This window comes from Pseudovibrio sp. W64 (assembly GCF_001623145.1).
Classification (GTDB): Bacteria; Pseudomonadota; Alphaproteobacteria; order Rhizobiales; family Stappiaceae; genus Pseudovibrio.
Genome location: NZ_LMCI01000047.1, coordinates 80,083 through 102,126, shown reverse-complemented (window position 1 = coordinate 102,126; position 22,044 = coordinate 80,083). Strand labels below are relative to the sequence as shown.

The window sequence follows — 22,044 nt, the reverse complement described above, 5'->3', positions numbered from 1 at the left end:
GTGAGACCTGCCTTATTGCAGCGCTTTTGCCAAGGCCTGCTGAATTGCCGTGATTGTCTCCTGCACCGATTTGGGTGGCAAAGTATCATAGCTGTGCACGGCATAAATTGGTGTTGGTTCTGGCTCTGACAGAGTACGTAAAGGCTGGAGGGTTCCAGTCTTCAGGTCCTGCGCAATCGCGATATCCGGTAGGAGCGCAACGCCCAGGCCGTTTCGGGCAAAAGCTGCGATGGCTTCAATGGTGTTGGCTTTGACGGCAGATCTGAAGCTCACCTCAATGCTCTTTGAACTTTCCTGAACCGGGAAGCGGTGCCGCACCACAGCAGGCTCTCGTGAATGAGCGATGTATGGCAGTGATTGCACCCATTGCCAGTAGAGCGGGTCATCAGCGGAAGGCGCTTTTTCAATTACAGCTGGCGCGGCACACAGAATATCGCGCAGCGTCCCTATGCGACGCGCCTGAAGCGTGCTGTCTGGCAGTTGGCCAACACTGATCGCAACATCAATCCCCTCCGTGATCAGATTGAGGCGCTTGTCCTCCGCTATTACTGAAGGCTGAAGGTTCGGGAACTTATCTTTCACAACTGCCAGAGCCGGTGCGATGACAGGCGTGATGAAAGCGTGAGGGGCTGTGATAATGATCGGGCCAGACGGGACCGCTCCGAAACTCTCCATCTCGGTTTCTGCCTGTCGTGAGAGCGCGAGGATTTCTTTACAACGCTGGTAGTACCGCTCCCCTGCCGGGGTGAGAGAGAGGTGGCGCGTGGTGCGGATGGCGAGCTTCACATCCAGCTGTTCTTCCAGCCGTTTCAGATTTTGGCTGACGGCAGATTTGGCGATATTCAGCTCATCAGCAGCGCGGGTAATTGAGCCGGTTTCAACAACTGTGACGAAGGAGAGCGGAAGCGTTGAGAGCATGATTGTTCTCTTCATATGAATAGTGATTTCTGAAATAGAGTGTTTTTCAAACAATACAAGTACGGCAAAAGACAGTCATCAACATCGCATCTGAACGGAGATCACGTGATGACTTTCATTAAATCTATCGCTCTTGCTGCTACTGTCGCAGTTGGATTGAGCGGACAAGCCATCGCTGACGAAGCAGGAAAACTGGCAGAAGGTGAATACAAGCTCAACACCGCTGTTGCCACTGCAAGCCGTGCCTGGCGTGACGCCTTCAACGCAGGTGATGCAGCAGGTGCTGCAGCGCTTTATGAGGATGATGCCGTGATGGTTGTGAAGCCATTTGGCACGTTTAAAGGGCGCGAAGCGATTGAGGGCTTTTGGACAGACATCATCTCCAAGGGATTTGATGATGTGGTTTACAGCAGTACCGTCACCACTGTTCTGGACCAGACCTCTGCCCGCGTTGCAGCCAACTGGAAGATGAACAACGCCCATGGCGTCATCACCAATGAGCTTTGGGTTTTGCAGCCGGATGGCCGTGCTTTGCTGCGTGAGGACCACTTCGAGATCGCTCAATAAACACGCGTATTTGCCTTGTGCCCTGATAAAGGACAGCCCGTTATGACAAAGCTTGATACTCTTCGTTTGCGCGTCCGTGATGTGGCGGCTCAAAAGCGATTTTATTGCGATGTCCTGGGTATGTCCGATCAGGGTAACGGGCGGGTCGGATATTGTGCGGAAGAGACGGCACTTCTGTTCATCGAGGCGGAGGCGCCTTACACGCCGCAAGCTACCGATCTTTATTGGAAAATCGCACTCTCAGTTCCCAATATCGAGCTGGCTTGTGCCCAGCTTCAGGCGCGCGGTGTCTATGTTACAGGACCGCAGCAGTTTCGGGATGTTGGGTACCTTGCCAAACTCACAGATCCGGAAGGTTTTGTGATTGAGCTGATTGACCATTGGTTTGAAGGCGATCGGCCTGATCTGGAGTTTGATGAAAGCCAATTAGGTGGAGGTCCGCATCTCAGTCTTGTGACCTTGCGCACTGGCGACATTACGGCAATTGAGCCCGATATTCTCAGTTGGGGTATGACGCCGCTCTCTGTTCAGCCTGTCGAGCCTTTTGGTTTCACGCTTTACTTTTACGCCTTCACGACTGAACAGCCTCCAAACCCTGATCTCACCGGAGTTGAGAACCGGACCTGGACCTATCAGCGGCCTTATACGGTGCTGGAAATTCAGCATGTTTCTGCAGTGAAGACGGAGAGTTTGCCGGAGGTTGGTGCAGCAGGATATGGCGGCCTGATACTTAGCTCAGCCGGTGCACCTTTACATTCTGAGCGGCTGATGATTACGGCAAATTGAGACTGCGGCATCTCCCGCCCCCACGTGCGGGTTGGCTGAAAACGAAGAAGGCGGCAGAGCTAGAGTCCCCCTATACCCTAGCTCTAGCCGCCTTATCGTTATGAGGTGATGCCGGCTTCAAACCGTCCTTTAAAGTCAGCGCCTCACACTTCGACTGGATCTCTGTCCGAGTTATTCTTTGCTGAGATCAGCGTCTAAACCCGCGATCATGCGATCTGCAGTTTTATTCCGTGAAGAAAACTCTGAAATCACAACCATCCCAAGGATCGCCAAGAATACGCAAATGAATAATATCAAGCCGAAAGTCATAGTGCCTCCACTTCAATGACATTTAAAGCGTAGATAGCATTTTGACCTATGTCAATATGAATTTATAATTTGACTAATGTGAAATTTACTCATGGTCAGAAGCGATATTTCTTCATCATTTCATTTCGCACCGCACAACTTAGTATAATTATTTCTTTTATTATTCTTGACCACAAACTTTCTAGCACTGACCTCACCTTTACTCGCAGCTATAGTACATATACGTAGATTACCTAAGTTAAATCGATTTAAGAGCCAGCTGAAAATCAGTCACTTTTGCAGCGCGAAAACCTGAGCTAAGGTCGTACATCGAGCGATCACCCGTATTTTCGGAGTTACCTTCATGCCTATGCCTCAGGAGTATCAGCTGGCCTCTCAGCAGTACGAATCTTTCCTTGCTGATGCTCAGGACGCGCTTGGTCTGACCACTCGCAATCAGACCTACACAAGCGTACAGGCTGTTTTACTGGTGTTCCGCCGGAGACTGGACGCTGAGCAGGTGCTGTCCTTTGCAGATACGCTGCCAGCGGTTCTTCGGGCGATTTTCACGTCTGGCTGGAGAAGCAGTGACTACACTGCGGACTTTGGCGCTGAACACGATTGGGCTGCTGAGGTAAAAGCTCTCAGGGCACATCACAACTTTGCGGATGATGAGACGCCCGCACGTGTGGTTGAGGTTTTGCGCAGCCGCGTTGACCTTCCCCGCTTTGAGCAGGTGTTAGGTCAGATCGGCCCTGACGCTTTACGGTTTTGGGGATTTGAAGTTTCGGCTGAAGCAGAGGCGAAGAGAGATTTATCAGAAGGCACTCCCTCACAGACTGAGACTTTGTAAAACCTTTAGTTTCTTCAGTAGATCCGTTGACTGTAAGGGGTGGCTCAGGCAGGGAGGGAAAGATCTTGCCTCCTCTCCTTTAACTTTCCAGAGGCCAGGCGCTCATCTCTCATTACCCGCCCATATTCAGAGTGTTGCAGGGCGGAAAGTTGCGAAGGAAATTTCAGCCATGTTTATGAAGCGTTTCGGACTGTGTTTTGCTGTTTGTGTGTTGGCTACTGCCAGCAATGCAGAAGACGCTGCAAGCCCTGTTTATGACGCTGCCTCAACCACCTCAGCTCAGAATGTGGTTGTCTCTACACAGCCGCACCATGTTGCCATCGGTGATATGAGCGTTTCCTGGCAAGAGAGGCCTTCATTTCAGGAGCAAACTGGCAGCACGCTAAGCCTGGTCGCTGTGACGTTTACTGAACTTGATCCTGAGACCCGTGCGCCCATCGCCTCACCAAGCTTGTCTGTGAATGAGAGATTGAAATTAGCAAAGACAGCGATCGAGCTCTCGCCCGGCTGCGCTTATTACGGCTACGACCCTGAAATCAATGTCATTGATGGCTTCAGGTGGAAGGATCATGACAACATCATCGTAGTGCTGGCTGGCTGCTAAGCGCCAGCCTGATGCACTTGCTGCCTATTTAAAAACGCAGCGGTTGATGGCCGGATCCTTACCGTCCAACTTTTTCGAGAGCAATGTAGCTACTCCCAGGGGCGCGCCTACCATGAGTTCAGTTCCCGTGGAATTGACTGATTTGACCGAACAGAGCTTGTCATGGAACGACTTGTCACAGCACGTGCCATCGGTATTGCGATCGCCGGGTGCGCATAACCAGGGGCCAGCCATCTGAAAGCCTGCGGAAGGGCTAGGCACTGAGGGGCAGGAACAGATGATCTCATCTTCCTTAACTGCTCCGATGCCGGGAAAGTCCTTGCCTTGAGTGCTCTTAAAACAGAAACCACCGTCACATTGGGCAGAGTAGCCAGCGGGTGCGCTCTCGGTGTTAGGGCAGCTGTACGTCGCCATGGGTGGTCCCAGCTTTTCTGTATCGGGATCGTAGTCCGTTTCCATCTGGCGCGGTGTGGCATAGGTGCTTACCGTGAACCCATTATCAATGCCGGCCTTTAACAGATCACAGACATCCTTTTTCTCGTCACCCTCTTTATAGTGAAACGGGAGAGAAATGCTCTGTTCGTTCATCACATCACATTTGCAGTAGGCAACAGTGTCAACGGTCCAGCATTTGGCTGTGGCACATAGAGCGAACGTGTTGGGATCATCCTGAGATACCGGGCATTCCTTGAAAAGACTTAGGTCTGTGCTTGCGTCTGTGCCGGTTTCAGCGTTGGCTGCACCTATACTGAGCAGAGGGAACGCGAGTACGAGCCATAGCGTTGCTAATCGTGAAGCTGATTTCAGCGGCATTTGTTATCTCCTTTTTGCGCTGAACGGTTGCCGTCTTATGGGCTAACAGTCAGGGATGCTTATCTGCTTGCTTATGGTGTCGTGATGTCGCGGTCAGAGTGTTCATCAGCGCCGCAAAGGTCTGGGGCTGGAACTGTCTTCATTGTTCAGTGTATGGGGAAGCAGACGTTTCTTCAGGCGCTGTTCAACCGGCACCTGTTCCAGTGCGTGACGGATGTCATTACCAATACCCGGCGTTTGGCTGACACCGGGTAATGATGGGTACTGGCCAGTGTAAATGCTGGTTCGGCTGGGAACGCAGGCTGTGGTTGCAGTAGGGTGGTTGAGAAACTCCAATCCGTGTTGGCGCATCTTTCCAAGCGCAACACTGCTCTGCAACCGGTACTGCTTGGCTCTGTCATTTTCATAGACCGGCGGGAAGCGCTCTTCATCCGTCGTAATAATCAAGAAGTTGAGAGGCTTACCGTTAATTTTCATGCTGTGTCCTTATCGTTTTTGTTCGTTTTGGACATCGTTCGCTGGAATGTATGTACTCAAGTAAATCTGAGTGACCGACGCAGATATAGAGCTGAAGCACTCTGAGAAGCGGGTGGGAAAGTTGTATGACAGAAACATGAATCACAACATAAAGTTGTTACGTGTTTTCATCTTGAAATATTGGGGGAGATATTTGCGTGAGGAGCGGTTTGAACAGCATGATAATCAGTTAGCCTCACCGACCTTCGCTCTAAACAAGTCACTCCCTGCGAGAGTAATAATTGAACCTTATCCGGGTCTAATTCGGCAACACGTAAAGAGTAGGAAGTAGGCTTTACTGAGTAATAACCTACTTCACTTCAGGTCAAGAACTACCCAAATCAGTTCGCATTTAGGTTGAAACACATGAACTGCTTTAGCCTTTGTTTTTGCGGATCTTTATCCGAAGACCGATTTCCACTTTTCGGAGATACGCTGTAGCAAACGATTGTAATTAGCCCACTTGCTGTAATGTGTTGATGCGATTGAGGCCGAGTTCAACGATCTTCAAGGCAACCTCAGAATGTGTCATCGCTGACGGCCTGTTCGTCTTCGGTTTTGACCCAGTTTGTAATGAACAAGCCCTCGGGAAGTAACTTGAATCGGGCGTCATACCCGGCACTAGGTTTGCTTCAAGAAAATTGGGGTTTCCTTCTGCATCAAGCTTGATGTCAATCCGACCAAAACTCTTAACTCCTAATGCCGTAAAAGCACTGCCTGCAAGCTCGGAAACAGCGCTCAAAGTGGGTTCAGTAATAGTTCTGAGTAACTCATGATTTTGCTGCTTTGCAGCACATCCCAATATTCGATCACCCTTTTCATTCTTGGGAACTATGATTTCTACAGGCATAATAGATCTTGAATTGGTTTCCGGGTCGTCAAAGATTGCAACGGTAAACTCTCGTCCCGGTAGCACCTCCTCGACCAGAACATCTGCGCCATAGCTTTCGAAAAGTTCTTTGACTTTACTTTGATAACTTTCGAAGTCGCGAACTATCGAGTTTTCATCAATTCCATTTCCATTAGCAGCATCTATCGGTTTAACGAAAAGAGGAAGAAAAAGAGGGAGTTTGTCTTCTGTTTCGAACTGGCCAGGGCAGGCTTGGAAAAACTTTGCAGTAGCAATACCGTGGTTTTGTATAGCCGTCTTAGCCTTTCCTTTATTGGAATCGAACTCCAGGCTGTTGCGATCAGATCCGGTAAAAGCAATTGCATGCTTAGAAAAGTAATCTGAAAACCAAGTTTTTGTATTATTACTTACATCCAGGAAGTATTTACTGCAAAGGACAACAAGATCTGGTCTAGACGTAACAATATCATTTAAACTGGATATCGAAGAAATCTCGTGAAACGTAACCGTTTGATATTTTTCTTTTAGAGCATCGTAAAAGAAGCGACATGTCTCAATCGATCCAAATCCGGTTTCTTTCAAATCATGTGTATTGGTCGCTACAACTGCAATGTGGTTCTTCAATTTTGAGGAGTGTTCCTGCAAATTTTGCCGATGGTTATTGTTTGCAATTGGATTGGGAAACTGGAGAGGACCAATTAATTCTGCGGTTAAGCCAATTTTAGCAAGATCAGTTCGTTTTGTCATTGGACCATTCTTTCGTTGCTCAGTCATCAGTTGACAAGCAAATTGCCGGCCCTTTGTTTAGAGCACGGGAAGTGGCGAGGATAATTGACCGGTAAAACGTGGATTTAACTCACACAGTGCCGGGTGAGGATGGCTGTATTCACGGCACTAAGATCTTGTAGGAATAGGGAGAGCAGCTGTGAGGTAGTGGATATGACCAGCTGCAGATCTGATAAACACCACTGTCATGAGTAAGGAAGTTACGTGTCCAGGGACCGTCTTTTGTTAGGCAACTTCGATATTGTTGACTTCTATTTTCCCGTTTGCAGGATTTGTAAGCGTATCGAAACGTACTTTTTGGCGTTCAGCCAATTTCTTAATACCAGCACGATTTAAGGACGCACGAAGGACGCGAAACTGTGAATTTGTACCTTCCTCCTGAATGTAGCCAAAGCCTTGCTCAGAATTGAAGAATTTCACGGAACCATTGATCATTTAGGATACAATCTGTGATGACCAAAAACGCTTTAGTACTTATGTACAGTCGCTTGGCCAGAGAATACTACTTCCCCAAAAGCAATATTCCATTATGTACATATTGCACATCTTATCGCACTGGTTCAATCAATTTAAATTTTAATACGGATTTATTTGGATAGTATAAGTAAATCTTAGAGAAACATAGTTTCTTGAACTTTAGATCTACTAGATCAAAGAATAGATCTTAGCCCAAGATATTTAGCGATATCTTGTGCACTCGCTGACTGCCAATCACTTGGTAGACTATTTTATCAAAGGGCGAGGCTTTTTATCGGTAGCTTCTTTAGCAAGACGGAGTTCTTTTAGGCGAGACGTTTTTTCACTTAATTGCAGAGCCCGTTCCTCTTCATCGGTGAGTTCTTTTTTTTTGTTTTTTTCAATCGCAGCAAATCGGTCTTTTGCACATGACATTGAAATATTAGGCATATTTTGGTTCTTTCTATAAGGACTAGGGCTACGCAACAGGCGCAGCCCTGATCTTTTATTAGTCAACCAGCTGCAAATTCACAGCTGAAGCTTTGCCATCGCGGCCGCTTTCTAGTTCATAAGCAACTTTTTGACCTTCTTCGAGACCCATAAGTCCTGCCCGCTCAACAGCAGAAATATGAACAAATGCATCCTTTCCGCCATCTTCAGGAGAAATAAAGCCGAAACCTTTTGTGGAATTGAAGAATTTTACAGTGCCGTGTGTCATGGTTGATACCTTGTAACTTTACCCGGGCTAAGCGGGCGTATTTCCCATGTTCGATATGTACATGGGGTGCAACATTCTCAAAATCAGGGGGAACCTAGCAAACCGGCAAGCCGGAAGAAAAGATAGCCAATGATGGCTGTAAACGCGCTTTGTTTATGTAGTTATTCTCAGCTCTCTTTTCAAGAGGCTATGTAAGATATGCTAAACAATCTACAATTCTTGCTACTCTGATCGGTCCTGAAAGCAAGAAAAACTCGTTCTCCTACAACCCTACACCATGATCATTTAGTGCTTCGACTGCGTGAATATTTATTTTCGAAGAAAATACCGGAGGCGTGTATTTTATAATATTGAGGTAGTACGATCTCAAGCCTTGATTGACGCTATCGAATGTCCACTCTGGCCCGACACTCCAGCTCTGGCCTTGTTATTGGCGCGGTACTTTGCAAATGCAACAATGGACAGCTACCCCGCCTGAATTGCCGATCTGATATTTGGCACTCGGTGTTGCTTTGCGTTTTTGGTGAGAGGTTGCCTGAGGGCAAACAGTCGTCCTCTTAGAGCGCGGTTTTACTTTCGACGACACCTGATCAGTCATTGTTGGGGGTTACGCCAACACCCCGAACCTGCCTCCCAGTGGGTTCGGGGTGTTGAAACGGACAAAACTTGCCGCAGCGGGAAGGGCTGCGGCAAGTCTTTTGCTGACATTTGAGGGTCAGTTGGTTTGATTGCGGGGGCTTGTGGCTTGCCTCGCAATCAGGTTTTGCCCCGACTGAATAGTCGTCTTTATTGCTTTCTCTTCAAACGGATTAGCCGAAGATTGGCAGGTTGCCGGTCAGTTCGAATGCAGTGATGATGAACACCAGGATACCGAAACCGAACACCATTGCCTGACGGGCGTTGCCGCCTGGGACCTGGTACATGTCCGGGTTCCGCTCACGACAGATGCGAACCATTACGATTGGCGCCAGCAAGGAGAAGATCACCAGAACCACACCAGCATAACCGATTGCTGCGATGAACCCGTGTGGGTACAGGATAGCAAGGATGATGGTTGGTACAAAAGCGATGCCTACAGTCTTTGCTTTGCCAGCAACGGTAGCTGTATCGAACTTGAACAAGTCGGAGATGTAATCATACAGGCTGAGAGAGACACCCAGGAAGGATGTTGCAACAGCCATGTTGCCAAAGATCTGCAGGATTACAGAGATGTTTTCACTGATACCAGACTTACTCAGAGCACCGATGATGTTACCGATGTTGCCACCTTCAGCGATGATCGCAGGGAAGTCATCACGGGAGATGTTTCCGAATACTGCAAACATCCAGAGGAAGTAGAAGAAGCCTGCAAGGAAAATCGCGATCAGCAGCGCTTTGCTTGTCCGCTTCGCATCCAGACCCAGGTAGTTGGTTACAGTTGGAACTGTAATCTGAAGACCAAAACTCGCCACCAAGAAGGAGATGGTGTAGAACGCATATGGCATGCGATCGCCGAGAGAGATCTCTGGGAACAGGTTCGTTGTAGATGAGTTGCCGATCAATGAACTCAAGCTGATCATGAACGTGATGATCATGCCGCCGATGAGAACAGTGTTCACACGGTCAACAGCTCGGGTCCCCATCATCACAATCGATAGTAGCACGACTGCGAAGATCAAACTCGCCACCCCTGATGACATGTTGACGTCACCAAAAATCGACAGCGAGTATGTGATGATCGAACTACCACCTGAGATGTAGGCGTAGGTGAGAACGTAGCACAGGAAGGCAACGGACAGACCGTTGACCACACGGCCCACGTTACCAATGGTGCCCTTGGCAAGGCTGTCGTAGTTGGACCCTTCAGGGAAATGAAGCGTGATTTCCATGATGTACAACGATGCAGTGTGCATGATGTAACCAACAACGATCATCAGAACCAGACAAACAGAGAACCATACGCCACTGTTTGCAACAGGGAGCGAGAACATGCCCGCGCCGACGGCGGTGCCAGCAGCGATCACACTGGCGCCTAAGATTGTGCCCTGGCTTTTCTTGGTAGATTTTGGTTCAACTGTCTCTGCAGTAGGAACCTGCTCAGAAGCAATGGTCATGTTGAGCCTCCCAACTCCGGCATTTGCCGTGACCAATTGAGAAAACGCCTGCCGATTTTGTAAGTGCCCCGTGGCAGAGCTTTCCCGAAAAGCGCACATAGACTTACGATGGGTAAGATTTGTGCTTTGATAACAACAGAGGAGAGCACACGGGCTCTCCTCCAATGCAGTTTAGTCTTTGACTATTGCTAGTCAATTCAATGGCTTAGTTCTTAGATTTCTTCGAAACGGCCAGTGAAGAAGCGAAGTACCTTAGGTTCGAATACGAACTCGAGACCCTTGATGCTTTCGCGGTTTTTGTAGAGCTCGATGATCGCATCTGCGACGTAATCCATGTGTGCGTATGTGTATACGCGACGTGGGATAGTCAGACGAACTGTTTCGAGCTTAGGAACGTGGTTCTCACCGGTCTTAACGTCGCGGCCTGCGGACACGATACCGCGTTCCATGGTGCGTACACCGGAAGTGCGGTAGATCGCTGCGGCAAGTGCCTGTGCAGGGAGCTGCTGCTGGTCAAGATGTGACAGGAATGCGCGTGCATCGAGGAAGATTGCGTGACCGCCGTAAGGCTTAACCATTGGCACGCCAGCTGCATCCAGACGTTCGCCGAGGTAGCGGATCTGGTTTACGCGGTGTGAGATGTAGTCAAACTCTACGGATTCCTTGATGCCGATTGCCATTGCTTCCATGTCGCGGCCAGCGAGACCACCGTAGGAAGGCATACCTTCGAACTGAACAACCATGCCTTTTGCTTCAGCAAACAGGTCGTCGTCGTTCATGCAGAGGAAACCGCCGTTGTTTGTCAGGCAGTCTTTTTTGCCGGACATGGTGCAGCCGTCGCCGTAGGAGAACATTTCAAGGAGGATTGCCTTGATTGTTTTGTCTTCGAAGCCAGCTTCACGTTCTTTGATGAAGTATGCGTTTTCTACACAACGGGTTGCATCGTACATCACTTTGATGCCGTGCTTGTGGCAGAGTTCGCTTACTGCTTTGATGTTGCCCATGGAAACAGGCTGACCACCAGCCAGGTTCACGGTTACAGCAAGACAGATGTAAGGGATCTTTTCGCCACCAACTTCGTCGATGAGCTTCTGCAGTTTTGCAAGGTCCACGTTGCCTTTGAATGGCACGTCAGCCAGGTCAGGGTTGTGGGCTTCGTCGCAGATTACGTCAACAAATGTTGCACCGTTACGTTCCTGGTGGAAACGTGTTGTGGTGAAGTACATGTTGCCTGGAACGTAGTCACCTGGCTTGATTGTGAGCGTGGACAGGATGTTTTCTGCGCCGCGGCCCTGGTGAGTAGGGATGAGGTGTTTGAAGCCGAAGTGCTCTTTAACAACTTCTTCAAGGTGGTAGAAGTTTTCGGAGCCAGCATAAGCTTCGTCACCAACCATCAGGCCAGCCCACTGCTTGTCGGACATCGCGGATGTACCGGAGTCAGTCAGCAGATCGATGTAGCAGTCTTTGGACTTCAGCAGGAATGTGTTGAAGCCAGCTTCCTGGATTGCCGCTTCGCGACGCTCGTCAGAAATGAAGTACATTGGTTCAACAGATTTAATCTTGAACGGCTCTGGCATAAACTTAGTCATAAGAACGTCCTCTTACTTGCTTCTTTACCAATAGGGCGGAGGGACCATGTCTCTCCGAATTCTCAAGGAGTGAAGAAGTTATCGGTTTCGAAGTTTATTTACTTACGAATCGAAAACAATTTCGCTTCACCAATCTTCGTATTCATTAATTATCCAAATATTCGATCATCACAATAAGTAACAATATGGATATGTGAATAAATAATCGTTTATATATACAGATCACAGACACATGTACCTTTATGCAATACACAAGGCGCTGATTTTTACATGAGCATTACTTGATCGTGCAGAGTTATTGCCTGCATAATCTTGGCTGTGCTGTGATCTGTATATTTCCCCGCTGCAAGTCTCAGGCATGGCGGTGCCGTTCTTCTGCCCCAAGCGCGCTCAACACTTGGGAGACAGGAGCAAAGACAAACGTCATTATCTGAAGCAATCACGACACACCTGCAGCGCAAACCGGAGGTGCCGATGGTATTGCCAATATCAAAGCACAGTTCTTCTGCTGCGTAGGGGATGCAGTGTTGGAATGAGTGCCTAATATTACCTGTTTTGGGGGTGTTGCATGTTTTGGCTGGCCTCTACACTCTGCATCTTTGGTGGACTATAGGAGGCAGGAGGCTAGCTTACATGCGGCCGTGCAGCAGGAGCGACTCCACTGCAGGCGGAGGTCGTCAGACGAGATGCAGGTTATTGGCCATGGAAACATCTTCGATGTGCCAAGGCAGCTTATCTCTCTTTAAGATATTCAAATACAGCTGATACCAGCGCATTTTCCTAGTCCCAATGTAACTTCAAGACCTAATTGATTACACACAACGGAGTTTGGGCGAATTGCTCTGAAAGTCAAAAGGAAAAACTACTTAGAGACAGTGACTTGACGGGGGTGCCTTGCCGCGGCGCGACACAACTGCCGTTACAAGCTCCCTGAAATACCAAGGGTTTTTGGGTTTTACGGGGTGTATATCACCCGGTTTGGCAGGCTTCACGATTCGTAAAAACATCCTATTTATTCCACAATAAACTTATATATTAGCAACTCCTGCCATTATTTTTAGATTGATTGGCATGAATCACTTTCACGTTCAGAGAGCCTGATCGTGCTGTGTTTAATCAGATTGGAGTGCATCCCCTGCCCTTTGGGATGCTGGCCTGCGGGCGTTTGTTGCCCGGCCGCAGACCAGCAGGGTGCTCATTTGCGGGGTTGTGCCTCTTACCCGAGGTTGGAGGCCTTGGTGTGGAGGCTTCCCTGTGGCAGTGAACACGGGGTGCGTGTGACACCGCCCGAGCACCTGTCACAGTGCGTTAATCCAGAGACACAACATTGGTGTTGACCGGCTGCGGAAGGGCGACCCGCTCCAATAATCCGCAGGACTTTTTCAGTGCCTCCAGGCGGTCACATAAAGCGTGGTGCAAAGTGAGCAAAGCATCCCGCTCGCAACTGTTCTTCACGCGCTCGCTGAGTACAAGCTGTTGCATGTACGCGAGGTTCTGAAGATCAGAGACGACGATCTGGACTTCGTCAATTTCATTCTGAAGAGTGTTTGTGGCGCTGCATGCGCATGCGGAGTCGACCATATTCAATCCCTCTGTTTAGGGTGTTGAAGGCCGCGCGACAAAGAGCTTTTGGGACTCGCTGGCGAGCGGGAGGCCAAAAACCTGCAAACAGACAGGCGGGTTTATTCCCCTCCGAAGAAGGTATTGTATTCACCGCCCTCCCGCTCATAACGAAGGGTTTGCGCACTTTTGGAAAAAAGGCACAAAAAATCCGCTAGTTAACGGGAGCGGGTACCGCTGTTTGGAGAGGTTTTGGGCCTCACCCAAGAGCATGCAACCAGATGCATGCGGTGTCAATGGTCAAGGTTTGCAAGCGCGCGTTGTGTGGCGGAGGGGAGACGGTTTCAAGGGAATGTGAGAAGCCCTTAGGGCGTCATCCCGCACTTGATGCGGGACCCAGCTGGATGTTCCCAACTTCCAAGAACGAGGTGTTGTTGCACCTCCAGTTCGACCGCTCTGCCTTTTCGCTCTGGGTCCCGCATCGCGCTGCGCTTGTGCGGGATGACGGCGGTGGGGGAAGTGCAGTGACGGTTTAGGTGGAGCGCTTGCGTGGTTGTAGCGACTGTGGATCCAGCTCACCCAAAGCCATCCGGGCATTCACCGTTTGTGCTCCAGCACCAGCTGCGAGCCAAGGCTTTGCTGCGTCCATAGAAAACCGAGGGCGGCGCGCTCCTGCTGTGGGTTGCTCAACTTGCTGTTCAAGCGATTTTGCCAGTTCAGTTACCCGATAGAGGCCTTGCACTGCAGGTTGTGGAACCTTGCGCTTTTGTAAGGCTTGCCGTTGCACACTGAGTTTTTTAGCAACATCGGCCAGACTCACCAGATCAGGCCGCACTTCTCTCAAAGTGCTTCCTTTTGGAAGATGCGGGATAATGGCGCGTGCGGCCTCTAGGATCACCATATCAGGTTGCTCACCTTCAACTTCCAGCGCCACGGCGAGCAGACCCGACTGCCCTGTTCCGACAACAGCATCATCAAAACCCGCCGCGTAGACAGCATCAGCTAGCTCAAACACATCATGCTCCCCTTCTCCCAGAGCAAACACGAGATCGAATTCAAACAGGTTCGACATCCTCAGCTTCCTTCTGGTTCAGGTAAATGCAGCTCAGCGCCTTCTTCTTGAGTTTGACTGCATGCGTTGACGGATTTTGCGGTGTTGAACTGATCGACATTTGACAGAACTCACCACAGCGGCATTGCTCATCATTAAAGGGGCACAACAGCAGCCCCCAAGCATGGCCTTTGCCATTGCGAAGCCTGACCGTCCATCCAAGCTCTTCCAGCTCGCAAAGGACCGCCTCAACCTCCTTCTTGGCATGCCGCCTTCTCCCCAAAAGCCTAGTCCCTCTGCATTTAGGTTGTCAATCGACAACTTTATATCCTTGCCTAGTCATTCTTACTGCGTACATTTGTCAGAGAATAAGATGCGTGATGGTGTTGAGGTAGCCGTGGGATTTTGTGGGGATGTATTCTGGGTTATTTTTAATTAGCTTTACCAAACACCTATTCAATTCGGGGCGATACAAATGTCTGAATCAAAGCGGCATCATTTTATACCAAAATTTATTTTAAAAAACTTCGCTGACGAATCTAACTTACTTTGGGTGAAAAGAGAGGGAGAACCCTTCCAGACAGGGATCGTTAATGCCTTTGTAGAAAGCGAGCTGAATACGTTTACTGACAAGAAGGGGAACAAAGATAAAGCACTTGAAGTGAATTATTCTCAAATTGAGTCAGATGCAAAACCGTTAGTGGAAAGAATAATCGAGTTTTCAGAAAAGAAAATTTGCCTACCTATTTCTGAGAATGATAAATACACTTGGAATGTGTTTTTTTACCACCAGTATGGACGTGCCCCAGATATATTTCGCAAGTTAGGCATTGAGGCCGATTTTGAAGACGTATGGCAACAAGCAACGCAGAAGTTCGAAGAATATGCAAAAGCAAACAATATTCAAATCGATGCTGAAGAATTAAAAAACGTAAAAGACCCTGCAAATTTCGATAAATTCAAGCAAAACACCAGAGTTACGGCGCGTAAAAATCATGATCCCGAGATACTTGCTACTCTTAATCGCCGCGGGCTCGCCTATGGGGTCGTTACAAAAGAGTCTGACGAACTGATAATTGGTGATCATCCATTTGTTAGATTAGGACAGACAGGCAACCTAGAAGACCCCACAACAGAATTCTGGCTCCCCATTTCATCTAAAGTGGCGGTCTCGCCTTATGGCCAAGCTTTAGACAGAAAACTTATCGAGCTAACTTCCTCTCAGGTTCACTTAATTAACTCTACCATTTTTGAGCAGAGCAACATTATAGCCAGCAAGCAAAGATCAATCATCGATGGTTTACTGCCTCAAACGTCATCTTGAACGCGATGCGGCCCCCTGCTGTACACTCACAGATTTCAGGCGAGGGAGTTGTTACATCCTTAAACACAGCCTCTTTACCTTCTCACCCTAGGTCCCGCATCGCGCTGCGCTTGTGCGGGATGACGGTGGAAGGCAGCGCTGTGAGTGCAAGGGGATGGTGAGGTATCGGCAAGGTGTAAGATTGAGCTGGAGAGTATATGAAACGGCTGCAGCAGCGATTGAGACGAGAGCCGCAAAGGACGTCATCCCGCACTTGATGCGGGACCCAGCTGGAAATTACCTCTGATAACGAGCTGGTTATTTCATGATGTTGCGACCGCACTTGCTTCAGCGCAGAGTGAGGTATGGCCTATTACGTCTACATGACAGCCAGCAAGAGAAACGGGACCCTATACACTGGCGTAACCAATGACTTGGGGCGGCGGGTTCATGAGCATCGGGAGAAAGTGGCGGTGTCGTTTACGACTCAGTTTGACGTGTCGCGGTTGGTTTACTTCGAAGAATTTGAGCGAATTGGAGATGCAATTGCTCGAGAGAAAAAGCTGAAGCGCTGGCGGAGGGCGTGGAAGCTTGATTTAATTGAGGGTGTTAATCCAACCTGGCGGGACTTGTATCTGGAGTTGGTTCGATAGACTTCTGGGCTTGGCTCTGGGTCCCGCATCAAGTGCGGGATGACGAGATGGAGGTGTACGGGATGATGAGACGGGGTGTGTGGAGTGACGAGAGGGAGGTGTGTGGGATGACGGTGGAGGGAGAGGTGGTTTGAAGCGGGTTGAGTGTGCGGGGATAAGTTGGATTTTGAGTGGTGTGGTTGGTGCACTGTATGAGGCGAAGCGCTGTTGCACTTATTCCCCTTTTTTGCCGTAGATTTCGGGTTTAGCGGTGTGCTCAGGTTCGTTGATCTCCCGAATTTCATAGGAACGCAGAAAAACGCAAAGTTGCGCATAGCAACGCAAAATGATGTTTGCCGGGTTATGCCCGTTGGTGCACGTGGGCGTGTGGTGGTTTCTTCCACATGAAGTGTGCAGGCTTTTTTGCCGGCTTTGGTGTTTGGTGTGCACTGAGGCGCCCTCTAGCGCTTTGATTTAATTTCGTAATTCCCTCTTTCTATTGCCCCCTGACAGTTCTTACACGAGTCTTATCTCAGGTTTACAGGGCTGCGCTCTGGCGGCACGCTCGGCTAAGAGAACGAAGTTCTATTCCCAGTTAAGAAGAACTCGCTATGCGTTGCATTTACGGAGCAACGCAAACCAACGCAAAGGGGCATAGATTTGCGAATTGTGCACGTTATCCTCGCTCTGGGGCTTGGGCTGGTTGTGGCTGGCTGCGCTTCTGTTGGTAATGAGAGCCTTCGGCATTTGACGCGTGAAGGGCTGGAAAGCCAGTTGGAGAACGGCAAGACAACCAAGGAAGATGTGCGCGTTGCGTTGGGCGATCCGAACACCACTGATTTTACCGATAGCGGCAATGAGATTTGGAAATACAGGCATGTACGGACGCAGGCGAAGGTTGAGAACTTCATTCCGGTGGTTGATTTGCTTGCCAGCGGGCAGGATGTGACCACCAAGGAAGTGGCCCTGTTTTTTGATCAGGACGGTTTGCTGAGGAACTACTCCATGATTGAGGTGGAGGACGAGGTTCGTACCGGACTTATTACCGCGAACATGTAGCATAGATTTTTAGATGGGTTGGCGCGCTCGGGGTGGAAGCTTCGGGCGGTTTTGCTGCTTATGCCCCTGTGTGTTGCTGGTTATGCCCGTTGTGGTGAGGTGGCATTATGAGCATATGTTCTTTTCCTAGCTTGTCAGAGACTGATGAGAGGCGCAGTATAATGAACATATGCTCATTAGAGCTGGCCGCGTTCTCTTTTCCTCACGCCCCCTGCTCTAGATTTATGTTGCTGTGCGTCTCCCCTGCCTAAATCATTGGTGGTTCTTATGGGAGAGGCTGTGAAAGGAGTGTTTGTTATGCCACGTCCAAGAAAACCACGCCGAATTCATGGAACCGCAGGAGTGCGCTTTTTCAAGCCGCAGGGGGTGCCGCTGCGCACGCTTCAGGCGGCGGTTTTATCGCAGGACGGGATGGAGGCGTTGCGTCTGGCTGATGCGGAAGGGCTGGAACATACGGCTGCTGCTGATCTGATGGGGATTTCGCGGCCTACGTTCTCCCGCCTTGTCTCCCACGCCCGCACGGTGGTTGCGACGGCGCTGACGGAGGGGCTTGCGCTGAAGATTGAGGGTGGTGCTGTTGCAGCCGATGGCTCCTGCCTGCCCGAAGCGGAGTTGAGCGACGAGGACTGCCAGCGTATGCAGCGGCGCCGGCGGCGCGGGTTCTGCGGGCGGGCGAGCGTGATCTCTGAGCCTGTGCAGCTGGATGAGGCGGACGGGCACGAGGGGGCGGTTTAGGCCGGCGCTGGGTGGTTGTGGTTTGTGGTGCTGGGGCTGGGCTGGGCTGTGCTTGACGGGCTGGATATCCCCGTGGGCGGGTGAGGTTATGCCCGTGCTGACGGGTCGAATTTCGCCGATTTCGCATTAAAAAACGCGGATTCCGAAATTTTCCGGAATCCGCGTTTTTGTGTTTCGTCAGCGCTGTTCAGCGGGAGTTATCCGCGCAGGGTACCGCCGGTAGCCTTTTGAACGGACGCAACAATTTTGTTTGAGACCGCCTCGATATCCTCATCGGTGAGGGTCTTCTTGGTCGGCTGCAGGGTTACATCGATCGCGAGGGAGCGCTGGCCTTCCGGCACGCCCTGCCCTTCGTAGATATCGAAGAGATTCACGTTTGTGATCAACGCCTTATCCGCACCTTTGGCAGCTTTCAGGAGCTTCTCAACCGGGATAGAGCTGTCTACCAGGAACGCAAAGTCCCGTTTTACCGGCATAAGATCCGCAGCATTCAGCGCACCCTTGGATTTGGTCGCTTTCTTCTTCGGCTGAGGAACAGCGTCGATGAAGACTTCAAACGCCACGAGCGGGCCTTCAATGTCCAATGCTTCCAATGTCTTAGGGTGGATCTCACCGAAGTACGCCAGGGTGTTTTTCGGGCCCATTTTGAGTGCGCCGGAGCGGCCTGGGTGGTAGTAATCCGGAGCGTCGGTGAAGACCATCAGGTTGTTTACCTGCGCACCAATGGACTGCAGTACCGCACCCGCATCTGCCTTCGCGTCGAAAACATCAATGTTTTCAGCGTTTCCGGACCAGTGGCGACCAGAACCTGTTGGTTTGGCGGTGCCACGGCGGATGCCGGCGATGACCATCTTCTGGCCTTTTTCGCTATCGTTTTCAAAGACTTGGCCAACTTCGAAGAGAGCGACGTCGGCGTAGCCGCGGTCTGCGTTGCGCTGTGCTGCAGAGAGCAGGCCAGGCAGCAGGGACGGACGCATGTCGGACATGTCTGCGGAGATCGGATTTGCCAATGATAGCAGTGAGTTACCGCCGCCGAAGTGCTCTGCGTGGGCTTTGGGAATGAAGGACCACAGAACGGCCTCGTCCATGCCGCGTGTTGCGAGTGCGCGGCGGGCATTAGAGCGGCGGATCTGGCTAACAGTCAGAACCTTCTGGGAGATTGGCTCCATGCGCGGCAGGGTAGCAGTTGGCACTTTGTCGATGCCGACAATGCGCATAACCTCTTCTACCAAATCAGCTTTTCCGTGGATGTCCGGACGCCAGCTAGGAGGAGAAACCTTGACCACATCGCCGTTGCCAGCGACCCAGAAGCCGAGCAGGGAGAGGATAGCTTTGATCTCACTGTGGGATACTTCCAGACCGGAGAGGCGTTTGACTTCGCTGAGTGGGAAGTCGATGATACGCTCTTCCTGTGGCACTTCTCCTACAACGTGCGCGTCGGATGCTTCGCCGCCGCCACACAGGTCCATGACCAATTTTGTAGCAGTTTCAAGGCCTTCCACCATGTACGCCGGGTCCACACCACGCTCAAAACGGTAGCGGGCGTCGGTAGATACTCCCAGTTTACGACCTGTGCGGGCGATGTTGAGCGGATCCCAGAGTGCGCTTTCGATCACCACGTTTGTGGTGTTTTCGTCGCAACCTGTTGATTCTCCACCCATAATTCCGCCGAGGGACTCCAAACCGTTGTCGTCAGCAATGACAACGACGCTCTCGTCAACGGCATAAGTTTTTCCGTCGAGGCCAACAAGTTCTTCGCCAGCCTTACCGTGACGAACGGTCAGGTTGCCGGAAACCTTATCTGCATCAAAGACATGCAGCGGGCGGCCCTGATCGAAGGTCATGTAGTTGGTGATGTCCACGAGGGCATTAATCGGGCGCAGACCGATAGCAACCAGACGCTTCTGCATCCACTTAGGAGACGGGCCGTTTTTGATGCCACGGACCACACGATAGCCGAATGCAGGGCAGTGTTCCGGGCTATCCCCTAGATCCAAAAGGATTTTTAGGTCGTTTGCGTTGCTATGTGCGTTCACTTGCGTTTTTTGCGGGGTTTTTAGCGTTCCTAAGCCGGAAGCAGCCAAATCACGTGCAATTCCGAACACGCTTGCACAGTCGGAGCGGTTCGGCGTCAGGCCGATTTCGATGACCGGATCGTCCAGACCAGCATATGCAACAAACGGGGTGCCGACTGGTGCGTCTTCTGGCAGATCGATGACGCCGTCGTGTTCGTCGGATAACTCCAGCTCGCGCTCGGAGGCCATCATGCCGTGGCTCTCTACGTCGCGGATTTTACCGACGGACAATGTTACGTCGAGGCCGGGGATGTAATCGCCCGGTTTTGCGAACACGCCAATCAGACCTTTGCGGGCGTTTGGGGCGCCGCAGACAACCTGCAAGGGCTCACCTTCGCCAGTGTCCACTTTCAGCACGCGCAGACGGTCCGCATTCGGATGCTGCTCGGCTTCCAGAACGCGGGCGATTTTGAACGTGCCAAGGCGATCAGCTGGATTGGAGATTTCTTCCACTTCCAGCCCGATCAGCGTCAGGCGCTCTACAATTTCATCAAGGCTTGCATCGGTCTCAAGATGGTCCTTGAGCCAGGAAAGGGTGAATTTCATTTTATTAGCTCTTTACGTTTGGACCAAATTACTTGGAAAGACCGGAAACCAGCGCTGGCATATCCAGCGGGCGGAAGCCGTAGTGCTTGAGCCAGCGGACGTCTGCATCAAAGAAGGCGCGCAGATCGTTCATACCGTATTTCAGCATGGCCAGACGGTCGATGCCGATGCCCCATGCGAAGCCCTGGTACACATCCGGGTCGAGACCACAGTTGCGCAGAACGTTGGAATGCACCATGCCGCAGCCGAGGATTTCCATCCAGTCGTTGCCGGTTCCGATTTTCACTTCAGCGCCGGAGCGGTCGCACTTCACGTCCACTTCCATGGATGGCTCGGTGAACGGGAAGAAACTTGGGCGGAAGCGCAGCTCTACATCATCCACTTCGAAGAACGCTTTGAGGAACTCTTCCAATGTGCCCTTCAGGTGGCCGATATGCGTGGTCTTGTCGATCACGAGGCCTTCCAACTGGTGGAACATTGGTGTGTGGGTCTGGTCGCTATCACAACGGTATGTGCGGCCTGGCATGATCAGGCGCAGCGGTGGCTCCTGAGATTTCATCGCGCGGATCTGCACTGGAGATGTATGCGTGCGCAGCAACATGCGCTCGCCGTCTTCCTTCTCGTTGAAGAAGAAGGTGTCGTGCATTTCGCGGGCCGGGTGGCCTTCCGGGAAGTTGAGCGCGGTGAAGTTCAGCTCATCCGTCTCGATGTCCGGGCCTTCAGCAACGGAAAAGCCCATGTCAGCGAAGATGGCGATCAGCTCGTCAGTCACCTGAGAAATCGGGTGAATGCGGCCTTCTTCTGCCGGAGTGGTGCGCAGTGGCTGGCTCACATCAACGGTTTCAGAGGCGAGGCGCGCGTTGAGTGCCTCAACCTTCAACACGTCTTTACGAGCGGTGATAGCCTCACCAACGCGGTTTTTCAGGCCGTTGAGCGCAGGACCCATTTCCTTGCGCTCTTCCGGGCTCATTTTGCCAAGCGTTTTCATTTTTTCAGAAACGCTGCCCTTTTTGCCAAGGGCGGCAACGCGCACGTCTTCCAGTGCGGCTTCAGAGTCAGCACCGGCAATCGCGGTGTTAATCTCGGCTTCGAGTGTTTCGAGGTCGGACATAATCCCTCAAGGGTTTGGATGTGCCAGCAGCTGATTGGAACTTGAGTCCCGGCCGGGCAAATAAAATTCGTGGAGGTCTTTTAGCGAATGCTGGCAGCGCAATAAAGGGGCTGATTGATAATCGAGCTCTTAGAT

Annotated in this window: 22 protein-coding genes; 9 read left to right on the top strand and 13 right to left on the bottom strand. The window is 50.8% G+C overall.

Annotated elements, in window-relative coordinates; genetic code table 11:
* Positions 1-12: 12 nt before the first annotated feature.
* Positions 13-918, bottom strand: coding sequence for a LysR family transcriptional regulator (locus PsW64_RS26115; RefSeq protein WP_063305617.1), 906 nt, complete (start codon positions 916-918; stop codon positions 13-15).
* Between the two features lie 108 nt (positions 919-1,026).
* Here PsW64_RS26115 and PsW64_RS26110 point away from each other — a divergent pair, with 108 nt between their 5' ends.
* The 4 genes from PsW64_RS26110 to PsW64_RS26095 all read left to right on the top strand — a co-directional run bounded on the left by PsW64_RS26110 (position 1,027) and on the right by PsW64_RS26095 (position 4,016).
* Positions 1,027-1,485: an SgcJ/EcaC family oxidoreductase gene (locus PsW64_RS26110; protein WP_193757867.1), complete on the top strand. Its 459-nt coding sequence runs from the start codon at positions 1,027-1,029 to the stop codon at positions 1,483-1,485.
* A gap of 42 nt (positions 1,486-1,527) precedes the next feature.
* Positions 1,528-2,271, top strand: a complete 744-nt coding sequence (locus PsW64_RS26105; RefSeq protein ID WP_063305521.1) for a VOC family protein — start codon at positions 1,528-1,530, stop codon at positions 2,269-2,271.
* Between the two features lie 652 nt (positions 2,272-2,923).
* On the top strand, positions 2,924-3,412 hold the full coding sequence (locus tag PsW64_RS26100; RefSeq protein ID WP_063305520.1) for a DUF2267 domain-containing protein: 489 nt from the start codon (positions 2,924-2,926) through the stop codon (positions 3,410-3,412).
* Between the two features lie 169 nt (positions 3,413-3,581).
* Positions 3,582-4,016 carry a hypothetical protein gene (locus PsW64_RS26095; protein ID WP_063305519.1) on the top strand — a complete coding sequence of 145 codons (435 nt, stop codon included), beginning with the start codon at positions 3,582-3,584 and terminating at the stop codon, positions 4,014-4,016.
* Between the two features lie 24 nt (positions 4,017-4,040).
* On the opposite strand, the gene PsW64_RS26090 is transcribed toward PsW64_RS26095, so the two are convergent.
* The 9 genes from PsW64_RS26090 to PsW64_RS26050 form a co-directional block, all read right to left on the bottom strand.
* Positions 4,041-4,829: a hypothetical protein gene (locus tag PsW64_RS26090; protein ID WP_063305518.1), complete on the bottom strand. Its 789-nt coding sequence runs from the start codon at positions 4,827-4,829 to the stop codon at positions 4,041-4,043.
* A 105-nt stretch (positions 4,830-4,934) separates the two neighbouring features.
* Positions 4,935-5,306: a sulfatase-like hydrolase/transferase gene (locus PsW64_RS26085; RefSeq protein WP_063305517.1), complete on the bottom strand. Its 372-nt coding sequence runs from the start codon at positions 5,304-5,306 to the stop codon at positions 4,935-4,937.
* Between the two features lie 493 nt (positions 5,307-5,799).
* Positions 5,800-6,942 carry a hypothetical protein gene (locus tag PsW64_RS26075; protein WP_063305515.1) on the bottom strand — a complete coding sequence of 381 codons (1,143 nt, stop codon included), beginning with the start codon at positions 6,940-6,942 and terminating at the stop codon, positions 5,800-5,802.
* A gap of 264 nt (positions 6,943-7,206) precedes the next feature.
* A complete protein-coding gene (locus PsW64_RS26070; RefSeq protein ID WP_063291013.1) occupies positions 7,207-7,416 on the bottom strand; it encodes a cold-shock protein in 210 nt (69 codons plus the stop codon).
* A gap of 288 nt (positions 7,417-7,704) precedes the next feature.
* The gene (locus PsW64_RS27495) at positions 7,705-7,887 is read right to left on the bottom strand and encodes a hypothetical protein (protein WP_152986764.1); all 183 of its coding nucleotides are present in this window, start codon (positions 7,885-7,887) and stop codon (positions 7,705-7,707) included.
* 58 nt (positions 7,888-7,945) lie between these two features.
* Positions 7,946-8,155 (bottom strand): cold-shock protein, encoded by a 210-nt coding sequence (locus tag PsW64_RS26065; protein WP_057464243.1) that lies wholly within the window; start codon positions 8,153-8,155, stop codon positions 7,946-7,948.
* An 809-nt stretch (positions 8,156-8,964) separates the two neighbouring features.
* Entirely contained in the window at positions 8,965-10,248 is a 1,284-nt protein-coding gene (locus PsW64_RS26060; protein WP_057464244.1) for an amino acid permease, read from the bottom strand.
* Between the two features lie 212 nt (positions 10,249-10,460).
* Positions 10,461-11,837, bottom strand: a complete 1,377-nt coding sequence (locus PsW64_RS26055) for a tyrosine phenol-lyase (protein ID WP_063305514.1) — start codon at positions 11,835-11,837, stop codon at positions 10,461-10,463.
* Between the two features lie 1,308 nt (positions 11,838-13,145).
* Positions 13,146-13,418 (bottom strand): hypothetical protein, encoded by a 273-nt coding sequence (locus PsW64_RS26050; protein WP_057463957.1) that lies wholly within the window; start codon positions 13,416-13,418, stop codon positions 13,146-13,148.
* A 275-nt stretch (positions 13,419-13,693) separates the two neighbouring features.
* Here PsW64_RS26050 and PsW64_RS27830 point away from each other — a divergent pair, with 275 nt between their 5' ends.
* A complete protein-coding gene (locus PsW64_RS27830) occupies positions 13,694-13,933 on the top strand; it encodes a hypothetical protein (RefSeq protein WP_153042435.1) in 240 nt (79 codons plus the stop codon).
* On the opposite strand, the gene PsW64_RS26045 is transcribed toward PsW64_RS27830, so the two are convergent.
* On the bottom strand, positions 13,930-14,469 hold the full coding sequence (locus PsW64_RS26045; RefSeq protein ID WP_063305513.1) for a hypothetical protein: 540 nt from the start codon (positions 14,467-14,469) through the stop codon (positions 13,930-13,932). The genes PsW64_RS27830 and PsW64_RS26045 overlap by 4 nt on opposite strands.
* A 454-nt stretch (positions 14,470-14,923) precedes the next feature.
* Between PsW64_RS26045 and PsW64_RS26035 the strand changes: the two genes are divergently transcribed.
* From PsW64_RS26035 to PsW64_RS26020, 4 genes are all read left to right on the top strand, one after another.
* Positions 14,924-15,772: a DUF4238 domain-containing protein gene (locus PsW64_RS26035; RefSeq protein ID WP_063305511.1), complete on the top strand. Its 849-nt coding sequence runs from the start codon at positions 14,924-14,926 to the stop codon at positions 15,770-15,772.
* A 344-nt stretch (positions 15,773-16,116) separates the two neighbouring features.
* Positions 16,117-16,404: a GIY-YIG nuclease family protein gene (locus tag PsW64_RS26030; RefSeq protein ID WP_063305510.1), complete on the top strand. Its 288-nt coding sequence runs from the start codon at positions 16,117-16,119 to the stop codon at positions 16,402-16,404.
* Positions 16,405-17,052: 648 nt separating this feature from the next.
* Positions 17,053-17,442, top strand: a complete 390-nt coding sequence (gene bamE / locus PsW64_RS26025) for an outer membrane protein assembly factor BamE domain-containing protein (RefSeq protein ID WP_244271719.1) — start codon at positions 17,053-17,055, stop codon at positions 17,440-17,442.
* Positions 17,443-17,739: 297 nt separating this feature from the next.
* Entirely contained in the window at positions 17,740-18,177 is a 438-nt protein-coding gene (locus tag PsW64_RS26020; RefSeq protein WP_063305509.1) for a DUF134 domain-containing protein, read from the top strand.
* 197 nt (positions 18,178-18,374) lie between these two features.
* On the opposite strand, the gene pheT is transcribed toward PsW64_RS26020, so the two are convergent.
* Positions 18,375-20,798, bottom strand: a complete 2,424-nt coding sequence (gene pheT / locus PsW64_RS26015; RefSeq protein ID WP_063305508.1) for a phenylalanine--tRNA ligase subunit beta — start codon at positions 20,796-20,798, stop codon at positions 18,375-18,377.
* Between the two features lie 28 nt (positions 20,799-20,826).
* A complete protein-coding gene (gene pheS, locus PsW64_RS26010; RefSeq protein ID WP_063286698.1) occupies positions 20,827-21,909 on the bottom strand; it encodes a phenylalanine--tRNA ligase subunit alpha in 1,083 nt (360 codons plus the stop codon).
* Between the last annotated feature and the right edge of the window lie 135 nt (positions 21,910-22,044).

Bases quoted from the DNA above. Each gene is read 5' to 3' on its own strand.
- PsW64_RS26115 (WP_063305617.1), bottom strand. From the start codon at position 918: ATGCTCTCAACGCTTCCGCTCTCCTTCGTCACAGTTGTTGAAACCGGC.
- PsW64_RS26110 (WP_193757867.1), top strand. From the start codon at position 1,027: ATGACTTTCATTAAATCTATCGCTCTTGCTGCTACTGTCGCAGTTGGA.
- PsW64_RS26105 (WP_063305521.1), top strand. From the start codon at position 1,528: ATGACAAAGCTTGATACTCTTCGTTTGCGCGTCCGTGATGTGGCGGCT.
- PsW64_RS26100 (WP_063305520.1), top strand. From the start codon at position 2,924: ATGCCTATGCCTCAGGAGTATCAGCTGGCCTCTCAGCAGTACGAATCT.
- PsW64_RS26095 (WP_063305519.1), top strand. From the start codon at position 3,582: ATGTTTATGAAGCGTTTCGGACTGTGTTTTGCTGTTTGTGTGTTGGCT.
- PsW64_RS26090 (WP_063305518.1), bottom strand. From the start codon at position 4,829: ATGCCGCTGAAATCAGCTTCACGATTAGCAACGCTATGGCTCGTACTC.
- PsW64_RS26085 (WP_063305517.1), bottom strand. From the start codon at position 5,306: ATGAAAATTAACGGTAAGCCTCTCAACTTCTTGATTATTACGACGGAT.
- PsW64_RS26075 (WP_063305515.1), bottom strand. From the start codon at position 6,942: ATGACAAAACGAACTGATCTTGCTAAAATTGGCTTAACCGCAGAATTA.
- PsW64_RS26070 (WP_063291013.1), bottom strand. From the start codon at position 7,416: ATGATCAATGGTTCCGTGAAATTCTTCAATTCTGAGCAAGGCTTTGGC.
- PsW64_RS27495 (WP_152986764.1), bottom strand. From the start codon at position 7,887: ATGCCTAATATTTCAATGTCATGTGCAAAAGACCGATTTGCTGCGATT.
- PsW64_RS26065 (WP_057464243.1), bottom strand. From the start codon at position 8,155: ATGACACACGGCACTGTAAAATTCTTCAATTCCACAAAAGGTTTCGGC.
- PsW64_RS26060 (WP_057464244.1), bottom strand. From the start codon at position 10,248: ATGACCATTGCTTCTGAGCAGGTTCCTACTGCAGAGACAGTTGAACCA.
- PsW64_RS26055 (WP_063305514.1), bottom strand. From the start codon at position 11,837: ATGACTAAGTTTATGCCAGAGCCGTTCAAGATTAAATCTGTTGAACCA.
- PsW64_RS26050 (WP_057463957.1), bottom strand. From the start codon at position 13,418: ATGGTCGACTCCGCATGCGCATGCAGCGCCACAAACACTCTTCAGAAT.
- PsW64_RS27830 (WP_153042435.1), top strand. From the start codon at position 13,694: ATGGTCAAGGTTTGCAAGCGCGCGTTGTGTGGCGGAGGGGAGACGGTT.
- PsW64_RS26045 (WP_063305513.1), bottom strand. From the start codon at position 14,469: ATGTCGAACCTGTTTGAATTCGATCTCGTGTTTGCTCTGGGAGAAGGG.
- PsW64_RS26035 (WP_063305511.1), top strand. From the start codon at position 14,924: ATGTCTGAATCAAAGCGGCATCATTTTATACCAAAATTTATTTTAAAA.
- PsW64_RS26030 (WP_063305510.1), top strand. From the start codon at position 16,117: ATGGCCTATTACGTCTACATGACAGCCAGCAAGAGAAACGGGACCCTA.
- PsW64_RS26020 (WP_063305509.1), top strand. From the start codon at position 17,740: ATGCCACGTCCAAGAAAACCACGCCGAATTCATGGAACCGCAGGAGTG.
- pheT (WP_063305508.1), bottom strand. From the start codon at position 20,798: ATGAAATTCACCCTTTCCTGGCTCAAGGACCATCTTGAGACCGATGCA.
- pheS (WP_063286698.1), bottom strand. From the start codon at position 21,909: ATGTCCGACCTCGAAACACTCGAAGCCGAGATTAACACCGCGATTGCC.